This is a genomic window from Paracoccus sp. (in: a-proteobacteria) (genome assembly GCF_030538495.1).
Lineage (GTDB): Bacteria > Pseudomonadota > Alphaproteobacteria > Rhodobacterales > Rhodobacteraceae > Paracoccus.
Genome location: NZ_JAUNTW010000002.1, coordinates 1 through 23,923, shown reverse-complemented (window position 1 = coordinate 23,923; position 23,923 = coordinate 1). Strand labels below are relative to the sequence as shown.

The window sequence follows — 23,923 nt, the reverse complement described above, 5'->3', positions numbered from 1 at the left end:
TCCGGCGTGCCTTCGTGGTCATCTTTGTTCATTGGCAGCGAAAGAAACATACGCGCGCATCAAATGGCAACCCCTGTTTCAATCATACGCAACAAAACATTGATAAACCGTTAAAAAATGCAGCTATGTGATGCGAATTTCCAGCGGCGTCAGACCGTCGATGGTGACGCGGATCACCTGCCCTTGCGTCACCGCGCCCACGCCCGCAGGCGTCCCGGTAAAGATCAGATCCCCCGGTGCCAGCGTGACCAGACCCGACAGATGCGCGATCACATCGGCGACGGGCCAGATCATATCGGACAGGTCGCCCTGTTGCCGGGTGTCTCCATCCACCGTCAGGCGCAGCGCGGCGCGGTCCAGCGGCCTGTCCGCCCGGTGCAGCAGCCCGATAGGGGCCGAGGCGTCAAAGCCCTTGGCCATATCCCACGGGCGGCCCGCCGCTTTCGCCTGCGCCTGCATATCGCGCCGCGTCATGTCCAAGCCCACCGCATAGCCCCAGATATGGCCCTGCGCCTGCGCGGCCGGAATGTCGCGGCCGCCCTGCCCGATGGCAACGACCAGTTCGCCTTCGAAATGCAGGTTATCGGTGCCGGGGGGATAGGGCATGACCCCATCCGTCACCACCGCATCGGCGGGTTTGGTAAAGAAAAACGGCGGCGCGCGGTCCGGGTCGCCGCCCATTTCACGCGCATGTTCGGCATAGTTCTGACCCACGCAGAAAATCCGCCGCACCGGGAATTGCCCGCCGCCATGAACCGGAATCGCCACCACGCGCGGGGCCGGAATTACAAAGTCCGTCATGTTGCGAATAATCCCTGATAATCGGCAAAGCCTTTGATCTCGATCGGGTTTCCTGCCGGGTCGCGAAAGAACATCGTGCGTTGTTCGCCCGGCTCACCCGCAAAGCGGATGACGGGCGGAATGTCGAACGCGACGCCCGCCGCGGCCAGACGGTCGGCCAATGCCAGCCAATCCGCCAGAGGCAACACCGCGCCGAAATGCGGCATCAGCACCCGATATTCGCCCACAACGCCCGTCCGCGCCGTCGCAAAAGGCGCGCCCAGATGCAGCGACAGTTGATGGCCGAAAAAGTCGAAATCAACCCAGGTCGGCGCGGAACGCCCCTGCGCACAGCCCAAAACGCCGCCATAGAATTCACGCGCCCGGTCCAGATCGTCCACGTGAATCGCCAGATGAAAAACCGATGTCATGCCCCACCCCCATGGCGCAACTTTACGCCGTCGCGCCCCCTGCGCAAGCGGCACTTGCACCGGCGGGTCGGGCATCCTATATCTGATCCTGTTCGGGGCAACCCGGACTATGGACATAAACGCGCATGGAATAAGCGGATCGGACCCGGGGGCGGTACCCGGCGGCTCCACCAAACACCCTTCGTTGGGGGAACATGGGGCCGAAACAGGATCGACGAACGTCTAAAGCTGTTTGCTTTGTCTCGGTGAGCTACCACCGTTATCGGTGCAAAATGTACAGTTGCCAACGACAACCGTGCTCCGGTCGCTCTGGCTGCGTAAGCAGCTCGAAAGACCGAAACTTAAGTCCTTACGCCTAGCAGCCTAAGGCGGGGTCCGCAGGAACCTGGCAACAGAATCCTGCACTTTCCCCCCTTTTCATTGCGGCGATGATCCCTATGCTGACGCGAAAGATACGGGGGTGACGCAATGGCGCGTGGGATTGATTATGGCGGGATGATGCACCGCGCGATGCAAGGGCTGATCGGGGACGTGCTGCGGCGCGTCGGTCAGGACGGGCTGCCGGGGGATCACCACTTTTTCATTACCTTTGACACGCGCGAGCATGGCGTTGAAATGGCGCAATGGCTGCGTGACCGTTACCCCGAAGAAATGACCATCGTTATTCAGCATTGGTTCGACAATCTGACCGTGGATGATGCGGGCTTTACCGTGACGCTGAATTTCGGCAATGCGCCGGAACCGCTGCGGATTCCGTTCCACGCGCTGCGCACCTTTGTGGATCCGTCGGTTGAATTTGGCCTGCGGTTTGAAACGCAGGACGCGGACGATGACGAACCCGATCTGGACGATGACGGCGACGACGACACCCCGCCCCCACCCGGCGGCGGCGAGGTTGTGCAACTGGATCGCTGGCGCAAGTAACGTCACGGTTCCGCCACGCGCGCGCCATATTTCTGCCATATTAGGGACATAGACAGGGGAAATCATCTTTTGCCCTGGGGGGAATATGTCCGATCTGTCGCTGTTCTTTGGCCAATTCATCCGCAACCCGTCCGAGGTGCGCGCCGTTCTGCCCACAGGTCGCGCCGCCGCGCGTGAAATGGCGCGCGTCGTGACCTCTGATATGCAGGCCGTGGCCGAAATCGGCGCCGGCACCGGCACCATAACCGAGGCGATCCTCGCCACCGGCCTGCCCGCCGAACGGCTGGAGCTGTATGAACTGAACCCAGTGTTTTGCGAACGTCTGGCGGAACGCTTTCCGGGGGCCGTGGTGCATAACCGCCCGGCGCAGGCCATGGCGCGGATTGGGCGGCGCGATCTGGATGCGGTGATTTCGGGTGTGCCGACGCTGCCGATGCCGGATGAGTTGCAGGCCGAAATCGTCGGCGCTGCGTTCGAGATGATGCGCCCCGGCGCGCCGTTCGTTCAGATCACCTATGGCCCGAACCCGCCGCTGTCGGACGCCACGCGCCGCCGGTTTGGCCTGACCTATACCAAAAGCGCGCGCGTCTGGGCGAACCTGCCCCCGGCGCAGGTCTATGTGTTCCGCCAGCAGATGCAGTAACGCAAAAAGCCCCGCGTCAGCGGGGCTTTCCGTTGCACGCCCGGATCAGGCGCGCTTTTTACGACGCAGCGCGGCCAGACCGCCCAGCCCCGCGACCAGCAACACGGCCGAGGCCGGCAGCGGCACCGGCGCAGGCGTGATCGCCAACATCCCCGGATTCATCACATACCGGTCGGAATCATCCGGCACCAACAAATCATCCCATTCGAATTGCAGGCGCTGCGTGGGGGCGGCATCGTTAAAAATCGTCACAAGGGAATAATAACCTTCGCCCCCGATCGTGCGGGTGTTCAGCACGATATTCGTCGCCTCATCCACCCAAGAGGCAACCAGATTGGTGAACAGATCCACATGCCACGGGGTCAGCGCGATCCCGGCCAAACCGATGCTGCCGCTGGGCGCGGTAAAGGTCGCCCAGACGCCGCCGGGGCCGGTTTGGCTGCCGGGGGTGCCCGCCGTTGCCAGCTCCATCACGCCCATGAACAGCGTGTTGCCGGTCACGGTATAGCTGCCGCCATGCACCATCTGGACTTCGGGGATCGTGGACGCCTGCGCGGTAACGGCGCCGAACGCGACCGCCGACATCGTAGCGGTCGCCATAACAAATTGTTTGAACATTTAACCTTCCTCCCGGCTGAATTGCCTTTTGTTAATATTGCCTTAATTTTGCCGCCTGTCAAAATAATCTTACACTGGAAAGTCGCAAGAATTTCCATATGCTTCAAACGGAAAGCGGAAATATCATGCATGTTGTTAAATATACGTTCCGGCCGGCGCACGAATCGTGCCGTCATCAGCCGATAATCCGCCATGCACAAACGAAAAAACCCCGCCGGTCGGGCGGGGTTTTCCAATGTCGCCAAAGGCAAAGGCCGATCAGGCGGTTGCTTTTTTCTTACGACGCAGAGCGGCAAAACCACCCAGACCAGCAACCAGCAGCGCAGCCGAGGCCGGCAGCGGGATCGCGGCGGGCTGAACATTGATGATCACCGCCGGATCCAGACCCGTGGTGTGCGGCACCAGCGGAACGGTCAGCGTTTCCCATTTCAGTTCCAGACGCTGCGACAGATTGTCAGCGTCGAAAACGGTGCGCAAAACAGCCGTCACCGGCATGTCGTCAACGGATTTCGGAATGTCATAGCTCGCCAGAATGGCGTTCGTGACGCTGTTATACCACGTCGCCACCAGATAGCCGCCGTTGAAAATTTCACGGCTCAACGATGTAAAGGTCAGCTGCGCCGACGCAGTGCCGCGCAGGTTGTTGGCGACGGAAAAGATCGCCCAGATGCTGTCCGGCCCGGTGACCGTGCCACCTTCACCGGCCAGATAGACGTCCATGGCACCGCTATAGGTGTGGCGACCCGGGGTCGTAATGGAATAGACGCCTCCGTCCTCAAGCAGGCGGGGCGAAGAGTGAGCCGCACCAGCCGAGGCCGCAACCACAGCCGCAAAGCCAAGCGCCGACAGGGAAAAATATTTAACCATAACAATCCTCATACATACAAGATTCGGCTTCTGCGTGTGAAGATAGCACAGGGCGCGGACAAATCCATATAATTTTAATTGTTTCTTAACTTTTTCATCGTTAACGGCCAGATGCCATCCCGTTACCTCGCCATTTCAAGTACTTTGCACAATATGCTGTTTTCATTGCCAAAACAAAAAACAACCTTAACGTGCATTATTACAGATGGTGTAAAAATTATTTCACGCCGTGGATGCAAACTTAATCTTTCCGCACTAAAAGGGCAGCCTTATTGACCAAATAACCGCCCGCCAGCCAGCCGCCGCGCCGACGGCATACATCGGTATACCCTTTGCGAATCCCGCGTCATGCGGTAAGACACGCCAAAACCGTGACGGAGCATCGCCATGACCAACACCCGCACCGAAACCGACAGCTTTGGCCCGCTTGAGGTTGACCAGTCCAAATATTGGGGCGCGCAAACGCAGCGTTCGATCATGAACTTTCCCATCGGCTGGGAACGTCAGCCCGTCGCGATCATTCGCGCTTTGGGTGCCATCAAACTGGCCGCTGCGCGCATTAACACCGCCGAAGGTCGCATCCCCGCTGACATCGGCGCCGCCATGGAACAGGCCGCGACCGAGGTGTTTCAGGGCAAATTCGACGATAACTTCCCGCTGGTCGTGTGGCAAACCGGGTCCGGCACGCAGTCGAACATGAACGCGAACGAAGTCGTCAGCAACCGCGCTATCGAGATTCTGGGCGGCGAATTGGGCAGCAAAACCCCGGTTCACCCCAACGACCATTGCAATATGGGTCAGTCGTCAAACGACACCTTCCCCACCGCGATGCACGTTGCCACCGGCATGATGGCCCGCGACGTTCTGTTGCCGGGGCTGGAAAAACTGCACGCCGCCTTGGTCGCGAAATCGGATGAATTCAAAGACATCATCAAAATCGGCCGCACCCATACGCAGGATGCCACGCCGCTGACGCTGGGTCAGGAATTTGGCGGTTACGCCCATCAGGTCGCCAAAGGCATCGAACGGGTCAAGGCCTGCCTGCCCGACATCTATGAACTGGCGCAGGGCGGCACCGCCGTTGGCACCGGCCTGAACACGAAAAAAGGCTGGGACGCCGCGATTGCCGCCGAAATCGCGCGCATCACTGACCTGCCTTTTGTCACCGCCCCGAATAAATTCGAGGCTCTGGCCGCGCATGACGCCATGGTCATGTTCTCGGGCGCGCTGAAAACGGTTGCGGCGTCGCTGTTCAAGATCGCAAACGACATGCGTTTGTTGGGGTCCGGTCCGCGTTCGGGTCTGGGCGAATTAATCCTGCCGGAAAACGAACCCGGTTCGTCGATCATGCCCGGCAAAGTGAACCCCACCCAGGCCGAGGCGCTGACCATGGTCTGCGCCCATGTCATGGGCAACGATGCCGCCATCGGTTTCGCCGGGTCGCAGGGGCATTTCGAACTGAACGTGTATAACCCGATGATGTCCTATAACCTGCTGCAATCCATGCAGTTGCTGGGCGACGCGGCGGGTTCGTTCACCGACAATATGGTGGTCGGCACGCAGGCCAATGTCGAACGCATCGACCGCCTGATGAAGGAATCGCTGATGCTGGTCACGGCGCTTGCCCCGACCATCGGTTACGACAACGCCACCAAAGTCGCGAAAACCGCCCATAAAAACGGCACCACCCTGCGGCAAGAGGCCGTCGGCATGGGCTTTGTGACCGAAGACGAATTCGACCGCATCGTCCGCCCCGAAGACATGATCGGCCCGAAAGACTGATCCAGACGGGCGCGGTTCAGACCGCGCCCTTTTTCATAGTGTCAGGGTGGAACCATAGCCCGCCATTGCGCAGCACCCCGTTGCGTTCGTAAACTGACATTAACACGGATCAGTCCCGCCACAATAAACAGCATCGCAGCCACCCCGCCGGTGGTTTTCCAGATGACCACGCCACAGATCGCAATTGCGCCTAGGATAATCAGCCAAACGGCCATTTTGATGCCAAAGTTGCGCATAGTTCCCCGTTTACCGATGGTTCCATGCCTAACACCAATGTCTTAACATACCGCTAATGCACACCCCGCAATGACCCAGATCACCAACCTCAACCGTTTCCGCAAACAAAAAGCCCGCGAACAGGCGCGTCAGCAGGGCGATGAAAACGCGGCGAAATTCGGCCGCACGGCGGCGCAGCGGCGGCGCGAACAAGACGACCGAGACCGCGCGGAAACGCATCTGGATCAGCATCAGCGCGATGATTAACCTGCCCCCCATGGCCGCGCCGGTGAAACGGTCCGTCACCATCGACGGCCACGCCACATCCGTGACGTTAGAAGACGCGTTCTGGCGCGAACTGGCCCGCTTGGCCGAAATGCGCGGCACGACCCGCGCGGCGTTGATCGGCCAGATCGACCATGCCCGCCCGCCTCAGGTGGGATTGGCCACGGCATTACGGTTATTTGTTTTGGATCAGTTAAAGCGGACAGCATGAAGACGTTTATCGCCGTGCAGGTGTCGATATTTTGGCGCGCGCGGATAACGAAACACCCTGACGCTATCATCAAGGAATCACAGAATTATTTCACCCAAACGCTCTGGCCGACTTTAATATGCCAATGCATTGATCAAAACAAAAACCTGATAACAAGCGCACTCAATAACCAAAAAGGATTGATCCCGCCGCGCATGACGGGATCAACCTTGTTTATTTATTCCGCCGCCAGCAATTCCGGCACGGACAGCAGGATAAATTCATTATCCGCCGCGCGCCCAATCTCGCGCCCCGCTGAGAATGGCAGGTTGTTGTCATTGGCGACCATAATATGCGTGTCATCCACCCGTGCGACGTTTTCGATGGTAAAGAACGGGAAGGTGAACGGCCCATCCGCCTGTGACAGACCGGGCAGCGCGCGGTTGTCGGGATCGGCGATGTTCATCAGGTCGACCTGCCCGATGCGGCGCATATAACCGTCGTCGTCAACGGTCGCGGTATCGACCAGAACCACGTTTTTCACGCGGGCGGGGTTGGGATAACAATCGGAGGTGTCGGTCGCCCCCGGCGCGCAGGCGCGGGCCGCGTCGCCTTCGCCATTGTCGCGTTCGATCACCAAAGCGCGCGTCGCGTCGATAAAGTTGAAATCGCCAATCGCCTTGGCCCCTTCGGTCAGGGCAAAGCGGTAACTGTCGCCGGTCCATTCCCCCGCCGCCGGATCAAACACGATGACATGCAGGAAATCGCCTTCGTTGTCACCGCCCGCGACCAGCAGCGGCTTTTCCAGCATCGCCCACAGATGGCCGGTGTCGGGGTTCTTGGCCATGCCTTCAAACCCGCCCGAACGCGGCACCTGATAATCCACGCCCGGCTGAGCCGGAACGCGGACGCCCGGCGTGTCGGGGCTTTTCAGAACCTGCCCGTCCAGCTTGGTTTCATGGACGGACATCACCGCCCCATCCCGCGCCACGCGGATCAGATAGGGGCCGAACTCCTCGCCAATCCAGATATCGCCGTCGATCACTTGGATGCTTTCGGGGTCGAAATCCGCGCCGGTCAGATAGCGGCTGTCGGTGCCTTCGTTGGCGATGCGGAACGGCACCTTGTGGTCGCGGTCATGCAGGAACACGGTTTCCACGACCTCCACGGTGCCGGTGTCGAAATCAGGGTTCATCAGGCTGAAAAACAGCATCGCGTCGGGGCTGTTGGCCTTGGACCCAAAGCCGTTATCGGTCAGCACAAACCAATTGCCGTTGTTGTCCCGGTCCATGGCAAAGCCGGAAAAGCCCTGCAAAGGCTGCCCGATAAAGGGCATGGAAATGCCCGTCGGGTGGTTGCCATAGCCCGACCCGGTATTGCCCGGAACGCTGAAGGGGGTATCGTTGCGCTCGGCCCCGGTGAATTTGCCCGACACCCACAGATCGCGCGGCGCATCGGCGGGGGGCGTGATCATGCTGAACGCGGGCAGCTTGGCATGACCGGCCAGCGTGGCGGGAAAGGTGTCCTGCGCCATCACAGGCGCGGCCAAAAGGGTTAACGAAAGCGGCAGGGTCAGACGCATCACAGGCTCCGGTTTGGGTGGTTTACCTGGGGTCAGGGTAGGCCCGCGATGTGACAATTTGGCGGCAGCGACGTGTCAAAATGGTAAAGGGCGGCGTCGCGCCGCCCTGCCCCTTTGGTCAGTGGTCATGCCCCGCATGGGGGTGGCGTTTGGTGCCGGTGGGAAAGACCTCGGCCTCGGCCTCGATCTCCAAGTCGTTGAAGTGCAGGTGAATATCCAGATGGTCGCCCACCGTCAGAGGCTCCGACAACGGCCCCGCCATCAGCGACACCCCGCCCGGTTCCAGATGCATCCGCGCGCCGGGGGCGATGCGCAGGGCGTCAATCCCTTGCGCGGTCGATTGCCCGCCCGACAGCCAAGCACCGACCAGCGCAAATTCGGCCCAGTCGGATTCCGCCCCGGTCAGGGTCAGTTCCACATCGCTATCGTTAATGATCTCCAGATAAACCGGCGCGGGATCGGCACCGGCCACCGTCCAGACATGCTGGATGCGGATGCCGTCCACCTCGGTCACATGGTGATCATGGTCATCGCCCGCAAAGGCCGGTGCGGCCAACAGCGCCAGAACGGCAAAGGCTTTTTTCATCGGATTCATCCTTATTTACGCAGATCATCGGTCACGGGGCGCATCAGCGCGACCACCGCCGGGGCCAGCGCCACAATCAGCGCCAGCGAAAAACACGCCGCCGTCAGGTGCAGTTCAGGCCATCCCAAACGCGGCGTAATCAACAGATCGGTGCGCGCGGTCAGCACGGTGGAAATCGCGCGCGTGGCGACCAGCCCGACCGCCAGCCCCAGCACGGTGCCAAGCCCCAGCAGCACAGCGGCATAGGACCAGACCAGCGCAAAGACCATGCGCCCCGGCGCGCCCAAGGCCCGCAGCAACGCCAGCCGCCGCGCAAACAGCCGCGCCAGAACGATCAGCCCGGTCATGACGGCGGCGGCCACCAGCACCTGCGTTCCCAAAGACATCACCGACATGATTTGCCGCACATCCCCCATCAGACCATGCAGCCGCGTCAGCACCGCGCCGGGAAAAAAGGCCATCGTCTGATCGGTCGAAAACTGCGCGCGCAGCCCGTAAGCCGCGCCCAGATCGCGCGTCACGACCAGAATTGCAGGGGTGCCGGGGAAAAATTCGGGCGCAAAGGGCGGACCCAGATGCGTGTCTTGCTCCGCGTGGCCGTCGCCGAAACCATGCGTCAGCCAGACGGTTTCCACCGGCACGATAATCGCGCGATCCCACGGGCTGCCCGTCGGTGCCATACGCCCGGTGACGGTGATCTGCACACCGTCATGCGCGCCATGTTCCGCCGTCGCGCCGTGGCCATGCGCCGGCTCAAAGGTCGCGCCCAAATCCAGAGGGACACGCGCGCCGATCACCGCCTCTCCGTCGCGGGCAAAGATGCGGCCATCGTCCAGATCGCCGGACAGATGGGCGACGAAATCCGCAGTCGATCCGATAATCGGGCTGTCGCCCCATGAATCGCCATAGGCGAGCGGCGTGATAAACCGCACCCCCGGCGCGTTCTGGACGCGCTCATACACCGCGCCATCCAACAGCGGGGCGGCGGTCGGTTGCAAATAAACCGTCGCCATCAGCATCGACACTTCGTCACCCGGTGCGGCGATGATCAGGTCGAACTTTTCTGCGATCCGCGCGCTCGCCTGACGCAAGCCGCGTTCCTGCGCGATCAGCCCGACGCCCAAGCCCACCGACAGCGCAACCAGAACAACAAAGGCCGCGTTCGTCCACAGATACCGCAGCAGCAACCCCCGCAGCAGCACACGCAGCGAAAAGCCTCGGCACACCAGCACGCCCAGCATCAGCGCGGGCAGCAAAATCGCCAGCAAGATCAACGCGTCTTGGGATGTGGCGGACAGGCCGCGCCACCAATCCGTCATATCAGCACCCCGTCGCGAATGGTCAGCATCCGGTCCATGGCGGCATGAACCGCCGGGTCGTGGCTGACGATCAGCACCGTGCGGCCTTCGTCGCGGGCCAAAGCGGCCAGATCGCCGATCAGGCGGTCGGCGGTCGTGCGGTCCAGACTGGCCGTGGGTTCATCGGCCAGCAAAATCGCCGGATCATGGGCCAGCGCGCGCGCCACGGCGACCCGCTGGCGTTCGCCCCCCGACAACCGTTCGGCCCGCCTATGCGTCAGCGCCGCAATGCCCAGCCGGTCAAACAACGCCGCCGCCCGCTGCGTCAGCGCCTGCGCGTCCCCGCGCCACGCCCGCGCAATGGTGGCGTTTTCCAAGGCGGTCAATTCTTCGAGCAACAGAAAATCCTGAAAGATCAGGCCGATATGATCGCGGCGGAACCGGACGCGCGCCGCCTGCCCCATCCGCGCCAGATCGGTGTCATCCCAACGCAGCGCCCCCTGCGCCGCCGTTAACCCCGACAGCGCGTTCAACAGCGTGGTTTTGCCCGCGCCGGATGGTCCCATCACGCCGGTCAAACTGCCCCGAGGCAGCTCCAGCCGGTCCAGATGCAGCAGCACCCGATCCCCGGCGCGCACGGTGACATCCTGCGCCGTCAGTCGCATCAGCGCCGCCCGTATTCCGCATCCATCAACCGCACCCGGCTGACAAAGCCCAGTTCAGGGTCGGTATAGGTTCCCAGTTCCAACACGCCATTCACCGCGATGGGGGCGTTGAACGAAATCACGCGCACCTGACGTTTGGTGTATACGGCCATAATGTCATTGGGCCATTCGGCTTCGCTGGAACAAAACGGGCAGATTGCCATGGGAATGTTCGTCAGCACGAAAAAATCGCTTTCGGCGCGCAAAGGCGGGGCCATAAAGCCGTCGATGGTGACGCGCTTACCCTCTAATTCCAGCGCCAGATCGGAAAAGGACATGTCGCGGTTATAGAGTTCACGCAAACGCACCGATTCCTGTGCCGCAACGGCCATGCGCGGCAAAAACGGCAAAAGCGCCAACGACAGCGTGGCGCGGCGGGTGATATTGGTCATGGTGGTTCCCCCTGTTGGGCCCCTGTTGGGATGGCCGGGCCGCAATTGGCCCGGCCGGATGTTATCAGCTTTCGTCCGCGTGGACGGCCTTCATCATCACGTGGAAGATCAGGTTCTGTTCCATCACGCCTTGGAACAGATGCGACCACGGGCCTGCGGCGAACAGCGGAACGTCAACACCCGAATGGGTTTCCGACGACATCGGGATCAGCGACTGTTGCAGATAATCCGGGTCGGTTGCCTGTTCCTGAGTGATTTCCGGACGCGAACCGGTCCAGTCGTTCTGGCCCTCTTCATGGGTCAGGATCGAGCCGGGGCCGTTCAGGTAACCCGCAACGGTATAGGGCTTGCCGTCCAGCGCCAGCGAGGGCGTGCCGGTGTGTTCGATACCGTTGTCGTCCACGTCAAAGCACAGGCCGGTGATCGGCGTGCCGCGACCGCAGTAACCGTTGAACGACAGAACATGTTCATGGTCAGCGGTGACGATGATCAGGGTTTCGTTCAGGTCAACCATTTCCGCCGCTTTGGCGATCGCGTCGGCGAATGCGGCGCCGTCGGTGACAACGCGGTGCAGGTTGCCGGCGTGGTTGGCGTGGTCAACGCGGCCTGCCTCGATTTCCAGGAAATAACCACCCTCGGCACCGTCCAGCGCGTTGATGGCGAATTCGGTCATCTCGGCCAGCGACGGTTCACCCACGCGGTCGTTTTCGTATTTCATATGGCTGGCTTCGAACAGGCCCAGAACCGGCTGCGATTTATCCGCAGCGGCAAAGGTTTCGTCGTTCCAGACATATTGCCAACCCTTGTCCTGAATTTCCTGAACCAGGTTGCGGTCGTCGGTGCGGTTGCCGTTCGTGCCTTCTTCGTCGGTGACGGTGGTCGGCAGGAAGTGACGGCGACCGCCGCCCAGTGCCAGATGCAGACGGCCTTCTTCGATGGCGTCAACCATCTGCGCGGCGATGTCTTTCTGGGCGCAGTTTTCCGGCAGGCGCGAATTGTCTTCCCAGTCGCGATGCGCGGTTTTTGCGTAAACGGCGGCCGGGGTTGCGTGGGTCAGGCGCGCGGTGGACACGATGCCGATTTTCATGTCGCGGTCAGCGGTCATCAGTTCGGCAAAGGTCGTCAGACCGTGTTCGGCAGCCGCGTTACAATCGCGGTAATCGCCGGCATCGTCGATATTGATGGTGCCGTTGCGCGATTTCACGCCGGTGTTCATGGCACTGGCGGTCGGGGCCGAATCCGGCGTCTGACCGTTGCTGGTATAGGTTTTCATCAACGCCATATGCGGGAATTTTTCATATGACATGACGTAATCGTCACCCAGGCCACCTTCTTGCTGGCCCATCCACAGACGCGTGGCATAGTTGGTCGCAACACCGTTACCATCCGCGATGAACAGAATGATGTTCTTGGCGCGGTTGGTGTTATGGGTGATTTGCTCCAGTTCAGCCAACTGAGCCTGCGCATCGGTGAACCACTTGGATTCTTTTTGCGCGATCGTAACCTCGGCGCCAGCGGCACCGGTCAGAACAAGGCTGATTGCAGTTGCGAGTTGAAGACGCATTGTTACCTCCGGGAAAATGCCCTTTTTGGTTAACGCTGCGTGATGACGTGGTTGTGACAATACACAATTATTAGGACGGTGGGTGATCCGGGACCGCCCGATTGTCCAGCAAAAGCTGCATGAAAACCAGATCCAGCCAGCCGCCAAATTTCGTGCCAACCTGCGGAAAAACGCCCGCTTTTTCAAATCCGAAACGCTGATGCAGGCGAATCGACCCGGTATTCCGGGCCTCGATCGCGGCGATCATGGCGTGTTTTCCCGCACCCCGCGCACGGGTTATCAACGCCCGCATCAGCGCCGTGCCAACCCCGCCGCCGCGCAGATCATGGCGGACATAAACCGAATGTTCGACCGTGTGCCGATAGCCGTCAAAGGCCCGCCACGGCCCGAAACTGGCATAGCCCTGAACGCCGTCCGCGCCCACGGCAACAATCACCGGAAAACCCGCGTTCTGACGGTCGGTTAACCATGCCTGACGGTTGGCCAGATCCACGACGGCGCTGTTCCACACCGCCGTCGAATGTTCGACCGCGTGGTTATAGATCGCCATGATCGCGGGCAGATCATCAGCCCCGGCATCGCGGATCTGAATCATTTCAGGGCGGCGGCCTCATCTTCGGCGGTCAGGGGGTTACCTGCGCCGATTTGGGTCAGAAACACGTCCAGCGCCTGAATATCGCCGGATGCGGGAACATATCCGGTCGATTCGGTCGCCGCCGCAGCGAACAGGTTTTGCCATGCCCCATCGGTGCGGCAGGCAACGGCCACCTGCGCGTTATCGCCCGTCACGTCATATTCGCGGCAGACACGGCCATCGGCCACGCGGAACGTCGCAATCGCGGTGAATTCGCCGCCCTCAACCGGCGCGGATTCGCCCGAAGGCACGCTGTCCAAGGCCGCCAGAATCGCAGGAGTCACCGGCTGCAACGCCGGTTGCGCGCCGCCGAAAAAGCCGGACCACCAGCCCAGACCCACCGCAATCACCAACGACGCCGCCGCTGCCAAGGGCGCCCAGTTGCGGTTTGCGGGCGCGGGTGTTTCGACCGCCGCCACCACCGGCGGCGCTGCGACCTGCGCGGCCCTGATCCGCGCAATCAAATCCGAATCATCCCCCGCAGGCACCGCGTCGCGCGTCACCGCCACCATTGCGCGGGTCTGGCGAAACAGATCGACACGCGCAGCAATCGCCGGGTCAGAGGCCACCGCATCCGCCACCCGCGCCGCCTGTTCTGCGGACAGTTCACCATCGGCAAATGCCATCAGAATGTCGTCATCCATCTGCATCTTTCGTCCGTCCTGCATCGTCTTACACACCCTATACGCCGCAGTTATGAATTTATTCCTAATTTTTCGGCCAAAGCGATGCGGGCGCGTGACAGGCGGCTCATGACCGTTCCGACCGGCACACCCAAAAGCTGCGCGGCCTCGGCATAGGACAGGTCGGCCACACAGACGAGGTGCAGAACCTCACGCTGGGCATCCGGCAGGGTTTCCATTGCCTGTTCAACGGTTTGCAGCATCATCCGCGCCTCGATCCCGGCGGCGGGGTCATGGGCCAACACCTCGGGCTGTTCGGTGACATCCACGCCGGTTCCGCGCGTCCGGTCCCGCCGCGTCATGTCGATAAAGGCGTTGCGCATGATCCGAAACAGCCACGGTTCCAGCCGCGTTTGGGCATCAAAACTGGTCCAGTTGGACAGCGCGCGTTCCACCGTGATCTGCACCAGATCGTCAGCAATATCAGCCTTGCGCGACAGCGACAGGCCGTAACGACGCAAATTCGGCAGCAGCCCGATCAGGTTGTCAGCGAAATCAGGGGGCATGTTATCCAGTGTTTTTTTTGCGGATATTGAGGAATAATTAACATATCTGTGCGTCTATCCTGAGTGAAGCCAAGAAGGAAAGTCCGAATGATTCCGCGGATCGTCATTGCAGTCTTGATGTTTTCGCTGGCCCTGTCATCGGGCTGGCACCCGCGGGACGGTGGGCCTGTGCTGTCGGTGGCATGGGCCGATGATGACGATGACGGCAGCCGTGACGATGACGACGACGATGACGGCCCCAGCCTGTCGCGCGACCGCGACGGCCCGCGCGTGATCCGCCGCGCGCCAGCCCGCCAACAGGCGCGGCCTGCCCCGCCGCCCCCGCCAGTGCGGGCGGATAACGAAATTCTGACGCGCGGGCTGACGCCGGACGGGCTGGCCGGGTTGGTGGCGGATGGGTTTACGACGCTGCGCGAAACCACTTTGCGCGACGGTCAGGTGCTGCACCGCCTGCAAAAACCGGCCAGCCTGACCATGGATCAAGCACGGCAGAGGGTTCAGGACGCCGGCGCGCGGGCCGATTTCAACCACTATTATCGCGGAGAACAGGGCATCGATTGCCGGGGCGCCGACTGCCCGGCGCGCGCCATGATCGACTGGCCCCGCGACACATCCTGCGGCAGCCCGCCGCGCGTGGGCATGATCGACACCGCGTTGAACGCGGGTCATGCGGCGCTGACCGATGCCGCGTTGACCATTCACCGTCTGGACACCGACGCCGCCCCATCCGCCGCGATGCACGGCACCGCTGTGGCCGCACTGCTGGTCGGCGCGGCTGACACACGGTCGCCGGGGTTGATGCCGCATCTGCCCTTGCTGGCCGTGGACGCCTTTCACCGCGACAACACCGATGAACGCGCCGATGCTTTTGCCCTGATCGCGGGGCTGGACTGGTTGGCGGGTCAGGATGTGCGGATCATCAACCTGTCGCTGTCAGGACCCGATAACGACTTACTGGCGCAAAAGGTTGAAACGCTGGAACAGGCGGGCGTGTTGTTGGTCGCGGCGGCGGGGAATGGCGGGCCGCGCGCGGAACCGGCCTTTCCGGCGGCATATGACAGCGTGCTGGCGGTGACGGCGGTTGACCGGCGCGAACAGGTGTATCGCCGCGCGGGCCGGGGGGCGCATATCGACCTTGCCGCGCCCGGCGTGGATGTGTGGACCGCCGCATCGGTCAGCGGCGCGCGCACGAAAACCGGCACGTCCTTTGCCGCGCCCTTTGTCACGGCGGCGGCGGCGATGCTGTTGCAAAACGAACCGGGTCTGAACGCGGCAGAGTTGCGCGACCGCCTGCGCGGATCAGCCCGCGATCTGGGGGCGGCGGGGCATGACGATGTGTTCGGGCATGGGCTGCTGACGCCCCCGACCGGATGCACGGACAACTGAAAAGGGGCGCATCATCTGCGCCCCCTTTGCCGATCTGGCGTGACGATCAATCGTCATCGTCGTTGTCGTCGCGCCCCAATCGTTTGCCGCGTTTGGCGCGACCGTCATCATCGTCATCGTCATTCACGCGGCTGCGGGAGATGGTATCGCGCGATTTGCGGCTGTTGCTGACGCGACCGTCATCGTCGTCGTCATCATTCACGCGGCTGCGGACCACGCTGTCGCGGGCATTGCGCGCAGGCGTTGCCCGGTTGCCGTCGCGGCGGTCGCTGCGCTGAATGTCCTGACTGATCAAACGCCCCGTCCGCGCATCATATTTCAGTTCGATTTTCTGATTGCCGCGACGGGCCTCGACCTCGATCTTGCCGTCGTCGCGTTCGATTTCGATCTGGCTAAAACCTTGGGCGCGCAGTTGTTGGCGAATGTGGCTTTCGGCCGATTGAGCGATTGCGCCGCCAGCCATGACGGCAAAAACGGCGGCGATTCCGATGGTGCGAAACATGACGATCTCCTTTTCTGCTGGTCATGTGTGGGAGTTACGCGCGCCCGCCGGGTTTATTCCGCCGCATCGCGATTTTTCGCGCCAATCGGTCGCCGCCCCAGCAAACGCAGCACAATCCGCCGCCCCGCGACCAGGACCGGATAGACCAGCCGCCCCCGCGCCGGACTGGCAAAGACCCAACGCGCCAGCCCCCACACCCCGCGCGGCTGCGACATCGCCAGCAAAAACGCCATGGCCCCATCGCCATACATCACGCGCCCCCGATGACGCACCGCCATACCGCGATCCAGATCCAGCCCCGCGCCGATCTGCGCCACGCGCGGATCATCCCCGCGCGCGTCGATCAGATCCACCGGCCCAAGACGGCGCAACGCGACCATGCGGGTGAAATCCGCACAGAACGGACATTCACCGTCATAAACAACTTCGATAAGTGAATTTTCATCTGTCATGTCGGAATAACGTGCCGCGCCGCCCGTTATTCCGCAAGATGCAGAGGAACACCGCCATGAAAAACCTGTCCACCCCCGTATCCATCCAGTCGCTGGCCGCGTTTCGGATTATGTTTGGCCTGTTGTTGGTGTGGGATTGCTGGCGGTTTGTGAAATACGACCGCATCGCGCGATACTGGGCCGATCCGCAGGTGCTGTTTCCCTATCCGGGGTTTGGTTGGGTCACGCCACTGCCGGAACCTTACCTGACCGGGCTGTGGATCGGGATGGGCGTTGCGGCGGCCATGGTGGCTGTGGGGCTGTTTTACCGGGTGGCCAGTGTCGCGTTGCTGGTGATCTTCAGCTATTTCTTTCTGCTGGATCGGGCCGAATATCTGAACCATTTCTATCTGGTGATCCTGTTCGCGGCGCTTCTGGCGGTGATGCCCGCGCATCGGGCCTGGTCGCTGGATGCGTGGCTGCGGCCCGGTCTGCGGTCGGACACCGTGCCTTATGCCGCGCCGTTCATGCTGCGCGCGCAGATGGAGATTATGCTGATCTATGCCGGTCTGGTCAAACTGACGCCCGACTGGCTGGCGGGGCAACCGTTAGAGCTGTGGCTGCGTGGCGCAGATAATCCCGGCCCGTTCGGGTTTCTGTTCGCCTATGACTGGTTTTTTCCGCTGGCCAGTTGGGGCGTGATCGCGCTGCATGTGCTGGGCGCGCCGCTGTTGATGTGGAAACGCACGCGGCTGGCGGTGTTTCTGGTGTATTGCGCGTTCCATATCTCGAACAGTTTTTATTTCAATATCGGGATTTTTCCGTGGATGACGATTGCCGCCACGACGATCTTTTTTGCCCCCGATTGGCCGGGGCGGTTGCTGGGCCGCGCGTCAGCCCCCGCGCCCGCCACGCGCCGCCTGCCGGGTGCGGTGCTGGCGGTCATGGCGCTGTGGCTGGCGGTGCAGATCGCCCTGCCCGTGCGCGGCGCGATGTTTGACAGCGACATCCGCTGGTCCGGCGAAGGGCATCGCTTCAGCTGGCGGATGCGGATTTACGACCGTGACGCGTTCGGCAGCTTTCTGGTGACGGCGCGGACTGCGGATGGCACCCCCGATCAGGTTTGGCTGATTGACCCGTATCACTATCTGACCGCGCGCCAGACGGGCAAAATGATGACCCGCGCCGATATGATCCACGCCTTTGCCGCGCATCTGGAACGCGAATACCGGGCCGAAGGCTATGCCGATATCGAGGTTCGCGCCGACATCTGGAAATCGCTGAACGGTCGCCCCTATCAGCAATTCATTGATCCGACGGTGGATTTGACGGCGGTTCAGAACCACCCCCTGCGCCGGAATGACTGGATTTTGCCGTTGCAGGTTCCGGTCTGGGGCGCGCGGGACGGCAACGCGCGCGATTGGGATGACCCGTCACCCGAGGACGAGGTTTAGACCGCCCTCGGCGCGAACAAAATCACCGCCGCGCCGATGATGCACAGCACCGCGCCCGTCATGTCCCAAATGTCGGGGCGGTGTCCCTCGACCGCCCACAGCCAGATCAGCGTGGCGCCCAGATACACCCCGCCATAGGCGGCAAAGGCCCGCCCCGCAAATTCCGCCGGCGACAGCGCCAGCAAAAACGCAAACAGCGCCAGCGACGCCGCGCCGGGGATCAGCCACAGAACCGAGGCCCCCGCCCGCCACCATGCCCAAACCGCGAAACAGCCCGCGATTTCGGCAAATGCGGTCAGCGTGTAAATCAGCAATGCGCGCGTCATGATGCGTCCTTTCGTCCCGCCGCACATCTGCGTGACACGCATTGGCATGGCGGCATTTCGCGGTCATCTGTCATCAACCACGAAAGGACAAGCCATGAATCGCCGTCAGTTTATGATCCTTGGGGCTGCGTGTGTGCCGGTGATGGCGCGCGCGGCGGACGCCCCCGTCATCCACATCGTCAAGGATCGCAATTGCGGATGCTGCACCGAATGGGCGCGGGTGTTACAGGATGACGGGTTCCGCGTGACGATGGAAAACCAGATCGGCACCGTTCTGGCGCGTCACAAAATCGACAGCGGGATCCCGCTGGATATGACATCCTGCCACACCGCCCATATCGACGGTTACGCGATCGAGGGCCACGTTCCCCCCGCCGATATTCGCCGCCTGCTGGCCTTGCGCCCCGATGCCGTGGGGCTGGCCGTGCCGGGGATGCCCTATGGCTCGCCCGGCATGGGTCCGTGGGATCAGCGCGACGCGTTCGACGTGTTCCTGATCGCGCGCGACGGCACGGCGCAGGTGTTCACCCATTACGACGCGGCCTAAAGGCGCGTCACGCCCCCCGGTCGCGTTCGTTTTTGGCCCAGAGCCAGCCAACGAACATCCCTTTGATATAGCGCAACAAAACCAGCGTGATGACGGTGCTGGCGATGCCGTTCACCAACAGCAGCGTGATCGGATCCCAGCGGAACAGCACCCAAGAAAACCCGATCATCGGGATCAGCAGCAGCATCACAATGGTGATGGTGAAAAACGCAGGCCCGTCCGCGGCGGGATATTTCGCCAAAGGTTCGCCGCAATGGTCACATTCCTGAACAACGGTCAGATAGCCGTTGAAAATCTTACCTTCGCCGCATTTGGGGCAGCGCATCATGAAACCGCGCCACAGCGCCTCGGATTGCTTACGCTCGTCTTGCACGGGATGCTCCTTGGTGATTTGGGGTGGCGATAGCAGATGTGGCCGCGCTTTGCACCCACCAAAACCCATTGCCCTGCGGCGCGTTTTGCGCCATCACCACGCAAACGGCCCCGTAGCTCAACTGGATAGAGCAGCCGACTTCTAATCGGCAGGTTGAGGGTTCGAGCCCTTCCGGGGTCGCCATTGCACGGATTATTGATGGATACAGAGCCGAACCAAAGGTTGCGCCGTTTTGTGGCGTGGGGGCTGGATAGGCTGGCCCGGTTGCAGCGTGCGCATCTGGCGGGTTTTATTATTGGCGGGATTATGCGCTAAAGGGCGTCCCGCCAATCAAAACGGCGGGGGTTTATAACTCGGACCCCAATCCGTTTCGTTCGTTTCCTGCACCTGCCATGTGTCGCGAAAGGCCACATATTCGCGCCGCAATTCGTCGTAAAATGCCTGCATCCGGGCGCGGGTGGACCCCGGACGAAAGCACAGCCCCGACCCGGCATAAGGCCGCCGAACCTTCAAAGTTATAAACATCGACGAATAGCAGCATTTCAAGGCAATCATCGGGACGCGGCGTATGATCGGCGCCTTTTATATGTGCCACTGTCCGCCATTTTGGCGGCAGAAACGGAAAAACGTCGTTCGGATAAAGTGCCAGCAGAATGTCGGGTTCCGTAGGTTCCCAATAATCGGCTTCGTTTGCTTTCAGAACGCGGCGCAGCAGGGGCAGAATCCCACATTCCCGATATTCGCACCCCGTGATCGCGCCATATCCGCTTTTGGCTCAGTGGTCGCTCAACCGTTTCAGGATCGCGTCATTGATCACCGGCTCACCGCGCCAACGCAGCCAAATGTCGTAATAAACCCAGTCATCTTCTAATTCGCGGTATTTTATTTCCAGCGACAGATCGTCGTCGATCAGAATTGCCATATGCGGGGTTTCCTGTTTACCGGCCCTTTATCGGTGAATTGACACAGGGTTCCAGCATGCGCCGGATGGCGTCCAATTCCCTTTGCGCGCGTTCGGACAAGACCGCAGGCCGTTCACCGCTGGTCATCGGCGGGTATTCCGGCGCGTCGGGGATCAGGCCATGTTCGCGCTGCAATGCAATGATGCGCCGAGCCTCTTGGATGTAATCGTCGCGGTTTCCAAAATCTGGCAAGGCTTCCATGACGGCCAAGCGATCCGCTCAGCCCTGAACGTCGAACAGATCAATATCGTAAAGCAAAATATCGACGTTCATCATGCCGTTATTTGACATTCCACGCCCCCCGTCCTTCAGCGAACGGTAACGCGCGCCCGCCTAGACATCCACCCCCTTCATCCCTTCGTCGGTATATCGCGCGCCCACCACCGGCAGCGCGTGAACCGCCGCTTCCAGCCGCGCGACGTCATCAACCGACAGCCGCACATCAACCGCACCGGCATTATCGCGCAAATAGCTGACGCGCTTTGTCCCGGGGATCGGCACGATATCGTCGCCCTTGGCCAAGAGCCACGCCAAAGCAAGCTGCGCCGGGCTGCACCCCTTATCCGCAGCCATGCCCAAAACCACATCGACCAGCCGACGGTTCGCATCAACCGCGCCATCCTGAAAACGCGGCAGCGCGTTGCGGAAATCGGTCTTATCAATATCCATGCCGCCTTGGAATCGTCCCGTCAGAAACCCACGCCCCAGCGGCGAATACGGCACGAACCCGATGTCAAGTTCGCGACAGGTCGGCAGGATCGCGCGTTCCACATCGCGCGACCACAGCGAATATTCCGTTTGCACGGCGGTAATCGGATGGACGGCATGGGCGCGGCGGAGGGTCGCCTCGCTGACCTCGCACAACCCGATGCGATCAATTTTTCCTTCAGAAATCAGGTCGGCCAGTCCGCCGATTGTTTCTTCGATGGGCCGATCTTTCTCGATCCGATGCACATAATAGAGGTCGATCCGTTCGACACCCAACCGCCGCAGCGACGCCTCGCAGCACCGGCGCGCATAGGCCGGGCTGTTGTCGATGCGGCGGCTGTATTGCCCCGGTTCGCGCACGATCCCGAATTTGGTGGCGATTTTCACATCCGCCCGGTGCTGGCGCAGAAACTGGCCCAGCAGAATTTCATTGTGATGCGGTCCATACATATCGGCGGTGTCAAAGAAATCAATGCCCAAATCGACCGCAGCGGCCAGCGCCTGCATGGCGTTCGCGTCATCGCGCGGGCCGTAAAATTCGGACATACCCATGCAGCCCAGACCCAGCGCCGATACGCGGAACCCGTCGACCAATGTTCGTTTTTCCATAACGCCCCCTATTTCCTTGCCTTGCACGCGCGATCTGTGCAGCGATACATTGCCACAACACCGCCGCGACATATTCAGCAAACTGCGGAGAGGGGATTTCCATTATCGGAAAGCGCATCGACAAACGGCTGGTCTGGGATGACGCCAAGGTCTTTCTTGCCGTCATGCGGACCGGCACGCTCAGCGGCGCGGCGAGCGAATTGGGGCTGGGTCTGGCGACGGTCTCGCGCCGCATTGACCGGCTGGAACAGGCGCTGAATGTCGCGCTGTTTACCCGCCAGCAGTCCGGCTATACGCTGACCGCCGATGGCGAACAGCTGATCCCAAGCGCGACCCTGATGGAGACGGCGGCGTCCCAGCTGCGCAGCGCCAACCAGCGGGCCGAAATCGCCGGCACCGTGCGACTGGCCACGGCCGAAAATCTGGCGACCGGCCTGATCCTGCCGCGGCTGCCGGAACTGACGGCCAAGCATCCGGGCCTGTTGATCGAATGCGTGACCGACATCGCAACCGCCAATCTGCATCGCCGGGACGCCGATATCGCGCTGCGTATGGTGGAACCGGAACGCGGGAATGTCACGGTCCAGAGGCTGGGGACGCTGGGTTACGGCCTCTATGCCGCGCCGGGTTATCGGGCGCGTGGGGACGACACCGACGCCTTTATCGGCTGGGACGAAACCCACGCGCATCTGCCCGCCGCGCAGTGGATCGAACGCACCCTGCGCGGCCGCCCCCCAGCCCTGACGACCACATCGCTGTCATCGCAAATCGCTGCGGTCAAAGCCGGGCTGGGCCTCGGCGTGCTGCCGCATTTTCTGGCCCAAGATGCGGGTTTGGATTGTGTGGCGGCCGATCTGGACATTGATCAGGCGATTTATCTTGTCACCCATTCCGACCTTGCGCAGGCCCCGCGTATTCAGGTGGTTGCGGAATTTTTGCGTGATGTTGTTCGGGATAATCGTGGGCGGTTGAGTGCTGGGGCGGTGTGATTTGTCAGCTTTTTAAAATACAGCCCCTTTTTTCAGGTGAGGAAAAAAGAGGGGGCTGATTGGCATACGCACAAGCTGTAACGGGCGCCTATCGGCGTTTTGCGAAATAACACCTGCACCGCGGATAGGCCCGCGCCGCGAAGCCAAAGATGCGATGCTTGACTAACCCGCCGGCAGCCAGAATGCCGCAAATCCGATCCGGCAGGTTTGCAGAAAATCAGAAATGAACGCCTCAATGATCGGCGTGTTAATAGCTATTATCAAACCGCCTATCATTATGCTCGCCAACAGGACGACCAAATGATCAGTGCAGACCTTGGCAGTCAGCTTAGGATTTATCGCCGATATGGTGGATCCCGGCAAATATAAACGAGGTTCTGCGCGAAAATGTCTGATTATTGCAAAAGCGCAAGATGCGGCCGTGTTCCCGGCGCGTGATCGGCGCGGTCCATGCAGAGCCGTCAAACAATCGATGCCGTTTCGCAGGCTTTGCTGATGGCCGTCTGGCGGCGAAAGCCGAGGAACAAAACATACGAGGAACGGGATGCTGTCGCCCACCGAGTTTGAACGACAGCATGTGATGAGGCGCGACGGCGTCTAAGAAACGCGGGGCTATTCATTCACAGGTTGAACCAGATTCGTGAGTCACGGAAGCTGGCTCACGACCTCCAGCACATTGCATATTCATGGGTGAAACCATGTTTACAGGCCCGCTTCCCGACCAGCCCGCGCCTGAACCGCCAGTTGCACCGCTGCCGAGATCAGTTGCTTGTGACGCGCCCCCCCCCCCCCGCGCGCTGAACGGGATGGTTACGGGTCGGTTCGCCTGCATCTCTGCGTCCTTGTGACTGGAGGTCAGCGGCAGCACGCCACCACCGGAAAGCGCGGAATGAACCGGAAACGGAAAGCTGCCGCGTCTCAGGATCAGGGCCTAATCAACTTTTTGGTGAA

The 23,923-nt window shown here is 61.3% G+C and carries 31 protein-coding genes, 1 tRNA gene and 1 other RNA gene; 12 read left to right on the top strand and 21 right to left on the bottom strand.

Translation table 11 applies throughout. The features are described 5' to 3' along the window. Positions 1-123: 123 nt before the first annotated feature. Both Q4G20_RS01730 and Q4G20_RS01725 read right to left on the bottom strand, forming a co-directional pair. Positions 124-801 (bottom strand): fumarylacetoacetate hydrolase family protein, encoded by a 678-nt coding sequence (locus tag Q4G20_RS01730; protein WP_303341521.1) that lies wholly within the window; start codon positions 799-801, stop codon positions 124-126. Beyond that, complete coding sequence (locus Q4G20_RS01725; protein ID WP_303341519.1) at positions 798-1,211, bottom strand: VOC family protein; 414 nt, start codon at positions 1,209-1,211, stop codon at positions 798-800. Before Q4G20_RS01725 ends, Q4G20_RS01730 begins: the two co-directional genes overlap by 4 nt. Positions 1,212-1,261: 50 nt before the next feature. On the opposite strand from Q4G20_RS01725, the gene ssrA reads away from it, so the two are divergent. The 3 genes from ssrA to Q4G20_RS01710 all read left to right on the top strand — a co-directional run bounded on the left by ssrA (position 1,262) and on the right by Q4G20_RS01710 (position 2,778). Continuing rightward, positions 1,262-1,617: a transfer-messenger RNA gene (gene ssrA, locus Q4G20_RS01720) on the top strand. 62 nt (positions 1,618-1,679) lie between these two features. After that, positions 1,680-2,135 carry an SspB family protein gene (locus Q4G20_RS01715; RefSeq protein WP_303341517.1) on the top strand — a complete coding sequence of 152 codons (456 nt, stop codon included), beginning with the start codon at positions 1,680-1,682 and terminating at the stop codon, positions 2,133-2,135. Positions 2,136-2,220: 85 nt separating this feature from the next. Further along, positions 2,221-2,778, top strand: a complete 558-nt coding sequence (locus tag Q4G20_RS01710) for a class I SAM-dependent methyltransferase (protein ID WP_303341515.1) — start codon at positions 2,221-2,223, stop codon at positions 2,776-2,778. A 45-nt stretch (positions 2,779-2,823) separates the two neighbouring features. On the opposite strand, the gene Q4G20_RS01705 is transcribed toward Q4G20_RS01710, so the two are convergent. Continuing rightward, on the bottom strand, positions 2,824-3,396 hold the full coding sequence (locus tag Q4G20_RS01705) for a VPLPA-CTERM sorting domain-containing protein (protein ID WP_303341513.1): 573 nt from the start codon (positions 3,394-3,396) through the stop codon (positions 2,824-2,826). 258 nt (positions 3,397-3,654) lie between these two features. Then, complete coding sequence (locus Q4G20_RS01700; RefSeq protein ID WP_303341511.1) at positions 3,655-4,263, bottom strand: VPLPA-CTERM sorting domain-containing protein; 609 nt, start codon at positions 4,261-4,263, stop codon at positions 3,655-3,657. A 387-nt stretch (positions 4,264-4,650) separates the two neighbouring features. Between Q4G20_RS01700 and fumC the strand changes: the two genes are divergently transcribed. Further along, on the top strand, positions 4,651-6,045 hold the full coding sequence (gene fumC / locus Q4G20_RS01695; protein ID WP_303341509.1) for a class II fumarate hydratase: 1,395 nt from the start codon (positions 4,651-4,653) through the stop codon (positions 6,043-6,045). Positions 6,046-6,086: 41 nt separating this feature from the next. Here fumC and Q4G20_RS01690 read toward each other — a convergent pair whose 3' ends face one another. Next, positions 6,087-6,281 (bottom strand): hypothetical protein, encoded by a 195-nt coding sequence (locus Q4G20_RS01690; RefSeq protein WP_303341507.1) that lies wholly within the window; start codon positions 6,279-6,281, stop codon positions 6,087-6,089. Positions 6,282-6,351: 70 nt separating this feature from the next. Here Q4G20_RS01690 and Q4G20_RS01685 point away from each other — a divergent pair, with 70 nt between their 5' ends. Both Q4G20_RS01685 and Q4G20_RS01680 read left to right on the top strand, forming a co-directional pair. After that, a complete protein-coding gene (locus Q4G20_RS01685; protein ID WP_303341505.1) occupies positions 6,352-6,528 on the top strand; it encodes a DUF4169 family protein in 177 nt (58 codons plus the stop codon). Beyond that, the gene (locus tag Q4G20_RS01680; protein ID WP_303341503.1) at positions 6,521-6,757 is read left to right on the top strand and encodes a ribbon-helix-helix domain-containing protein; all 237 of its coding nucleotides are present in this window, start codon (positions 6,521-6,523) and stop codon (positions 6,755-6,757) included. The genes Q4G20_RS01685 and Q4G20_RS01680 overlap by 8 nt, the downstream gene beginning before the upstream one ends. A 217-nt stretch (positions 6,758-6,974) precedes the next feature. Here Q4G20_RS01680 and Q4G20_RS01675 read toward each other — a convergent pair whose 3' ends face one another. From Q4G20_RS01675 to Q4G20_RS01635, 9 genes are all read right to left on the bottom strand, one after another. Then, positions 6,975-8,318: an esterase-like activity of phytase family protein gene (locus tag Q4G20_RS01675; protein WP_303341501.1), complete on the bottom strand. Its 1,344-nt coding sequence runs from the start codon at positions 8,316-8,318 to the stop codon at positions 6,975-6,977. A gap of 118 nt (positions 8,319-8,436) precedes the next feature. Beyond that, the gene (locus Q4G20_RS01670) at positions 8,437-8,904 is read right to left on the bottom strand and encodes a copper chaperone PCu(A)C (protein ID WP_303341500.1); all 468 of its coding nucleotides are present in this window, start codon (positions 8,902-8,904) and stop codon (positions 8,437-8,439) included. Between the two features lie 11 nt (positions 8,905-8,915). Next, positions 8,916-10,223, bottom strand: coding sequence for an FtsX-like permease family protein (locus Q4G20_RS01665; RefSeq protein ID WP_303341498.1), 1,308 nt, complete (start codon positions 10,221-10,223; stop codon positions 8,916-8,918). Then, positions 10,220-10,867 carry an ABC transporter ATP-binding protein gene (locus tag Q4G20_RS01660; protein WP_303341496.1) on the bottom strand — a complete coding sequence of 216 codons (648 nt, stop codon included), beginning with the start codon at positions 10,865-10,867 and terminating at the stop codon, positions 10,220-10,222. The genes Q4G20_RS01665 and Q4G20_RS01660 overlap by 4 nt, the downstream gene beginning before the upstream one ends. Next, on the bottom strand, positions 10,867-11,298 hold the full coding sequence (locus Q4G20_RS01655) for a hypothetical protein (protein WP_303341494.1): 432 nt from the start codon (positions 11,296-11,298) through the stop codon (positions 10,867-10,869). Before Q4G20_RS01655 ends, Q4G20_RS01660 begins: the two co-directional genes overlap by 1 nt. 64 nt (positions 11,299-11,362) lie before the next feature. Next, positions 11,363-12,862, bottom strand: coding sequence for an alkaline phosphatase (locus Q4G20_RS01650; RefSeq protein ID WP_303341492.1), 1,500 nt, complete (start codon positions 12,860-12,862; stop codon positions 11,363-11,365). Positions 12,863-12,932: 70 nt separating this feature from the next. Then, positions 12,933-13,457 (bottom strand): GNAT family N-acetyltransferase, encoded by a 525-nt coding sequence (locus Q4G20_RS01645; protein ID WP_303341490.1) that lies wholly within the window; start codon positions 13,455-13,457, stop codon positions 12,933-12,935. Further along, positions 13,454-14,140: an anti-sigma factor gene (locus Q4G20_RS01640; RefSeq protein ID WP_303341488.1), complete on the bottom strand. Its 687-nt coding sequence runs from the start codon at positions 14,138-14,140 to the stop codon at positions 13,454-13,456. Before Q4G20_RS01640 ends, Q4G20_RS01645 begins: the two co-directional genes overlap by 4 nt. A 50-nt stretch (positions 14,141-14,190) precedes the next feature. Continuing rightward, entirely contained in the window at positions 14,191-14,685 is a 495-nt protein-coding gene (locus Q4G20_RS01635; RefSeq protein ID WP_303341487.1) for an RNA polymerase sigma factor, read from the bottom strand. A gap of 87 nt (positions 14,686-14,772) precedes the next feature. Between Q4G20_RS01635 and Q4G20_RS01630 the strand changes: the two genes are divergently transcribed. Continuing rightward, positions 14,773-16,071, top strand: a complete 1,299-nt coding sequence (locus Q4G20_RS01630; RefSeq protein WP_303341485.1) for a S8 family serine peptidase — start codon at positions 14,773-14,775, stop codon at positions 16,069-16,071. 46 nt (positions 16,072-16,117) lie between these two features. Here the strand turns inward: Q4G20_RS01630 and Q4G20_RS01625 are convergent, their stop codons facing one another. Both Q4G20_RS01625 and Q4G20_RS01620 read right to left on the bottom strand, forming a co-directional pair. Continuing rightward, positions 16,118-16,573, bottom strand: coding sequence for a PepSY domain-containing protein (locus Q4G20_RS01625; RefSeq protein WP_303341483.1), 456 nt, complete (start codon positions 16,571-16,573; stop codon positions 16,118-16,120). Between the two features lie 53 nt (positions 16,574-16,626). Continuing rightward, a complete protein-coding gene (locus Q4G20_RS01620; protein WP_303341481.1) occupies positions 16,627-17,025 on the bottom strand; it encodes a DCC1-like thiol-disulfide oxidoreductase family protein in 399 nt (132 codons plus the stop codon). Between the two features lie 56 nt (positions 17,026-17,081). Between Q4G20_RS01620 and Q4G20_RS01615 the strand changes: the two genes are divergently transcribed. After that, positions 17,082-18,458 (top strand): HTTM domain-containing protein, encoded by a 1,377-nt coding sequence (locus Q4G20_RS01615; RefSeq protein ID WP_303341479.1) that lies wholly within the window; start codon positions 17,082-17,084, stop codon positions 18,456-18,458. On the opposite strand, the gene Q4G20_RS01610 is transcribed toward Q4G20_RS01615, so the two are convergent. Continuing rightward, a complete protein-coding gene (locus Q4G20_RS01610) occupies positions 18,455-18,784 on the bottom strand; it encodes a YnfA family protein (protein ID WP_303341457.1) in 330 nt (109 codons plus the stop codon). The genes Q4G20_RS01615 and Q4G20_RS01610 overlap by 4 nt on opposite strands. A gap of 142 nt (positions 18,785-18,926) precedes the next feature. Between Q4G20_RS01610 and Q4G20_RS01605 the strand changes: the two genes are divergently transcribed. Next, a complete protein-coding gene (locus tag Q4G20_RS01605; protein WP_303341892.1) occupies positions 18,927-19,331 on the top strand; it encodes a DUF411 domain-containing protein in 405 nt (134 codons plus the stop codon). A 7-nt stretch (positions 19,332-19,338) separates the two neighbouring features. Here Q4G20_RS01605 and Q4G20_RS01600 read toward each other — a convergent pair whose 3' ends face one another. Further along, positions 19,339-19,704, bottom strand: a complete 366-nt coding sequence (locus tag Q4G20_RS01600; RefSeq protein WP_303341455.1) for a DUF983 domain-containing protein — start codon at positions 19,702-19,704, stop codon at positions 19,339-19,341. A 106-nt stretch (positions 19,705-19,810) separates the two neighbouring features. On the opposite strand from Q4G20_RS01600, the gene Q4G20_RS01595 reads away from it, so the two are divergent. Beyond that, positions 19,811-19,887, top strand: a tRNA-Arg gene (locus Q4G20_RS01595). Positions 19,888-20,034: 147 nt separating this feature from the next. On the opposite strand, the gene Q4G20_RS01590 is transcribed toward Q4G20_RS01595, so the two are convergent. After that, positions 20,035-20,229, bottom strand: a complete 195-nt coding sequence (locus Q4G20_RS01590) for a hypothetical protein (RefSeq protein ID WP_303341454.1) — start codon at positions 20,227-20,229, stop codon at positions 20,035-20,037. A gap of 250 nt (positions 20,230-20,479) precedes the next feature. After that, positions 20,480-20,626 carry a hypothetical protein gene (locus Q4G20_RS01585; RefSeq protein ID WP_303341452.1) on the bottom strand — a complete coding sequence of 49 codons (147 nt, stop codon included), beginning with the start codon at positions 20,624-20,626 and terminating at the stop codon, positions 20,480-20,482. A 160-nt stretch (positions 20,627-20,786) separates the two neighbouring features. On the opposite strand from Q4G20_RS01585, the gene Q4G20_RS01580 reads away from it, so the two are divergent. Further along, positions 20,787-20,954, top strand: coding sequence for a hypothetical protein (locus Q4G20_RS01580; RefSeq protein ID WP_303341450.1), 168 nt, complete (start codon positions 20,787-20,789; stop codon positions 20,952-20,954). A 45-nt stretch (positions 20,955-20,999) separates the two neighbouring features. On the opposite strand, the gene Q4G20_RS01575 is transcribed toward Q4G20_RS01580, so the two are convergent. After that, positions 21,000-21,983, bottom strand: coding sequence for an aldo/keto reductase (locus Q4G20_RS01575; RefSeq protein ID WP_303341448.1), 984 nt, complete (start codon positions 21,981-21,983; stop codon positions 21,000-21,002). Positions 21,984-22,015: 32 nt separating this feature from the next. Between Q4G20_RS01575 and Q4G20_RS01570 the strand changes: the two genes are divergently transcribed. Next, complete coding sequence (locus tag Q4G20_RS01570; protein WP_368660771.1) at positions 22,016-22,972, top strand: LysR family transcriptional regulator; 957 nt, start codon at positions 22,016-22,018, stop codon at positions 22,970-22,972. The last annotated feature ends 951 nt before the right edge of the window (positions 22,973-23,923 follow it).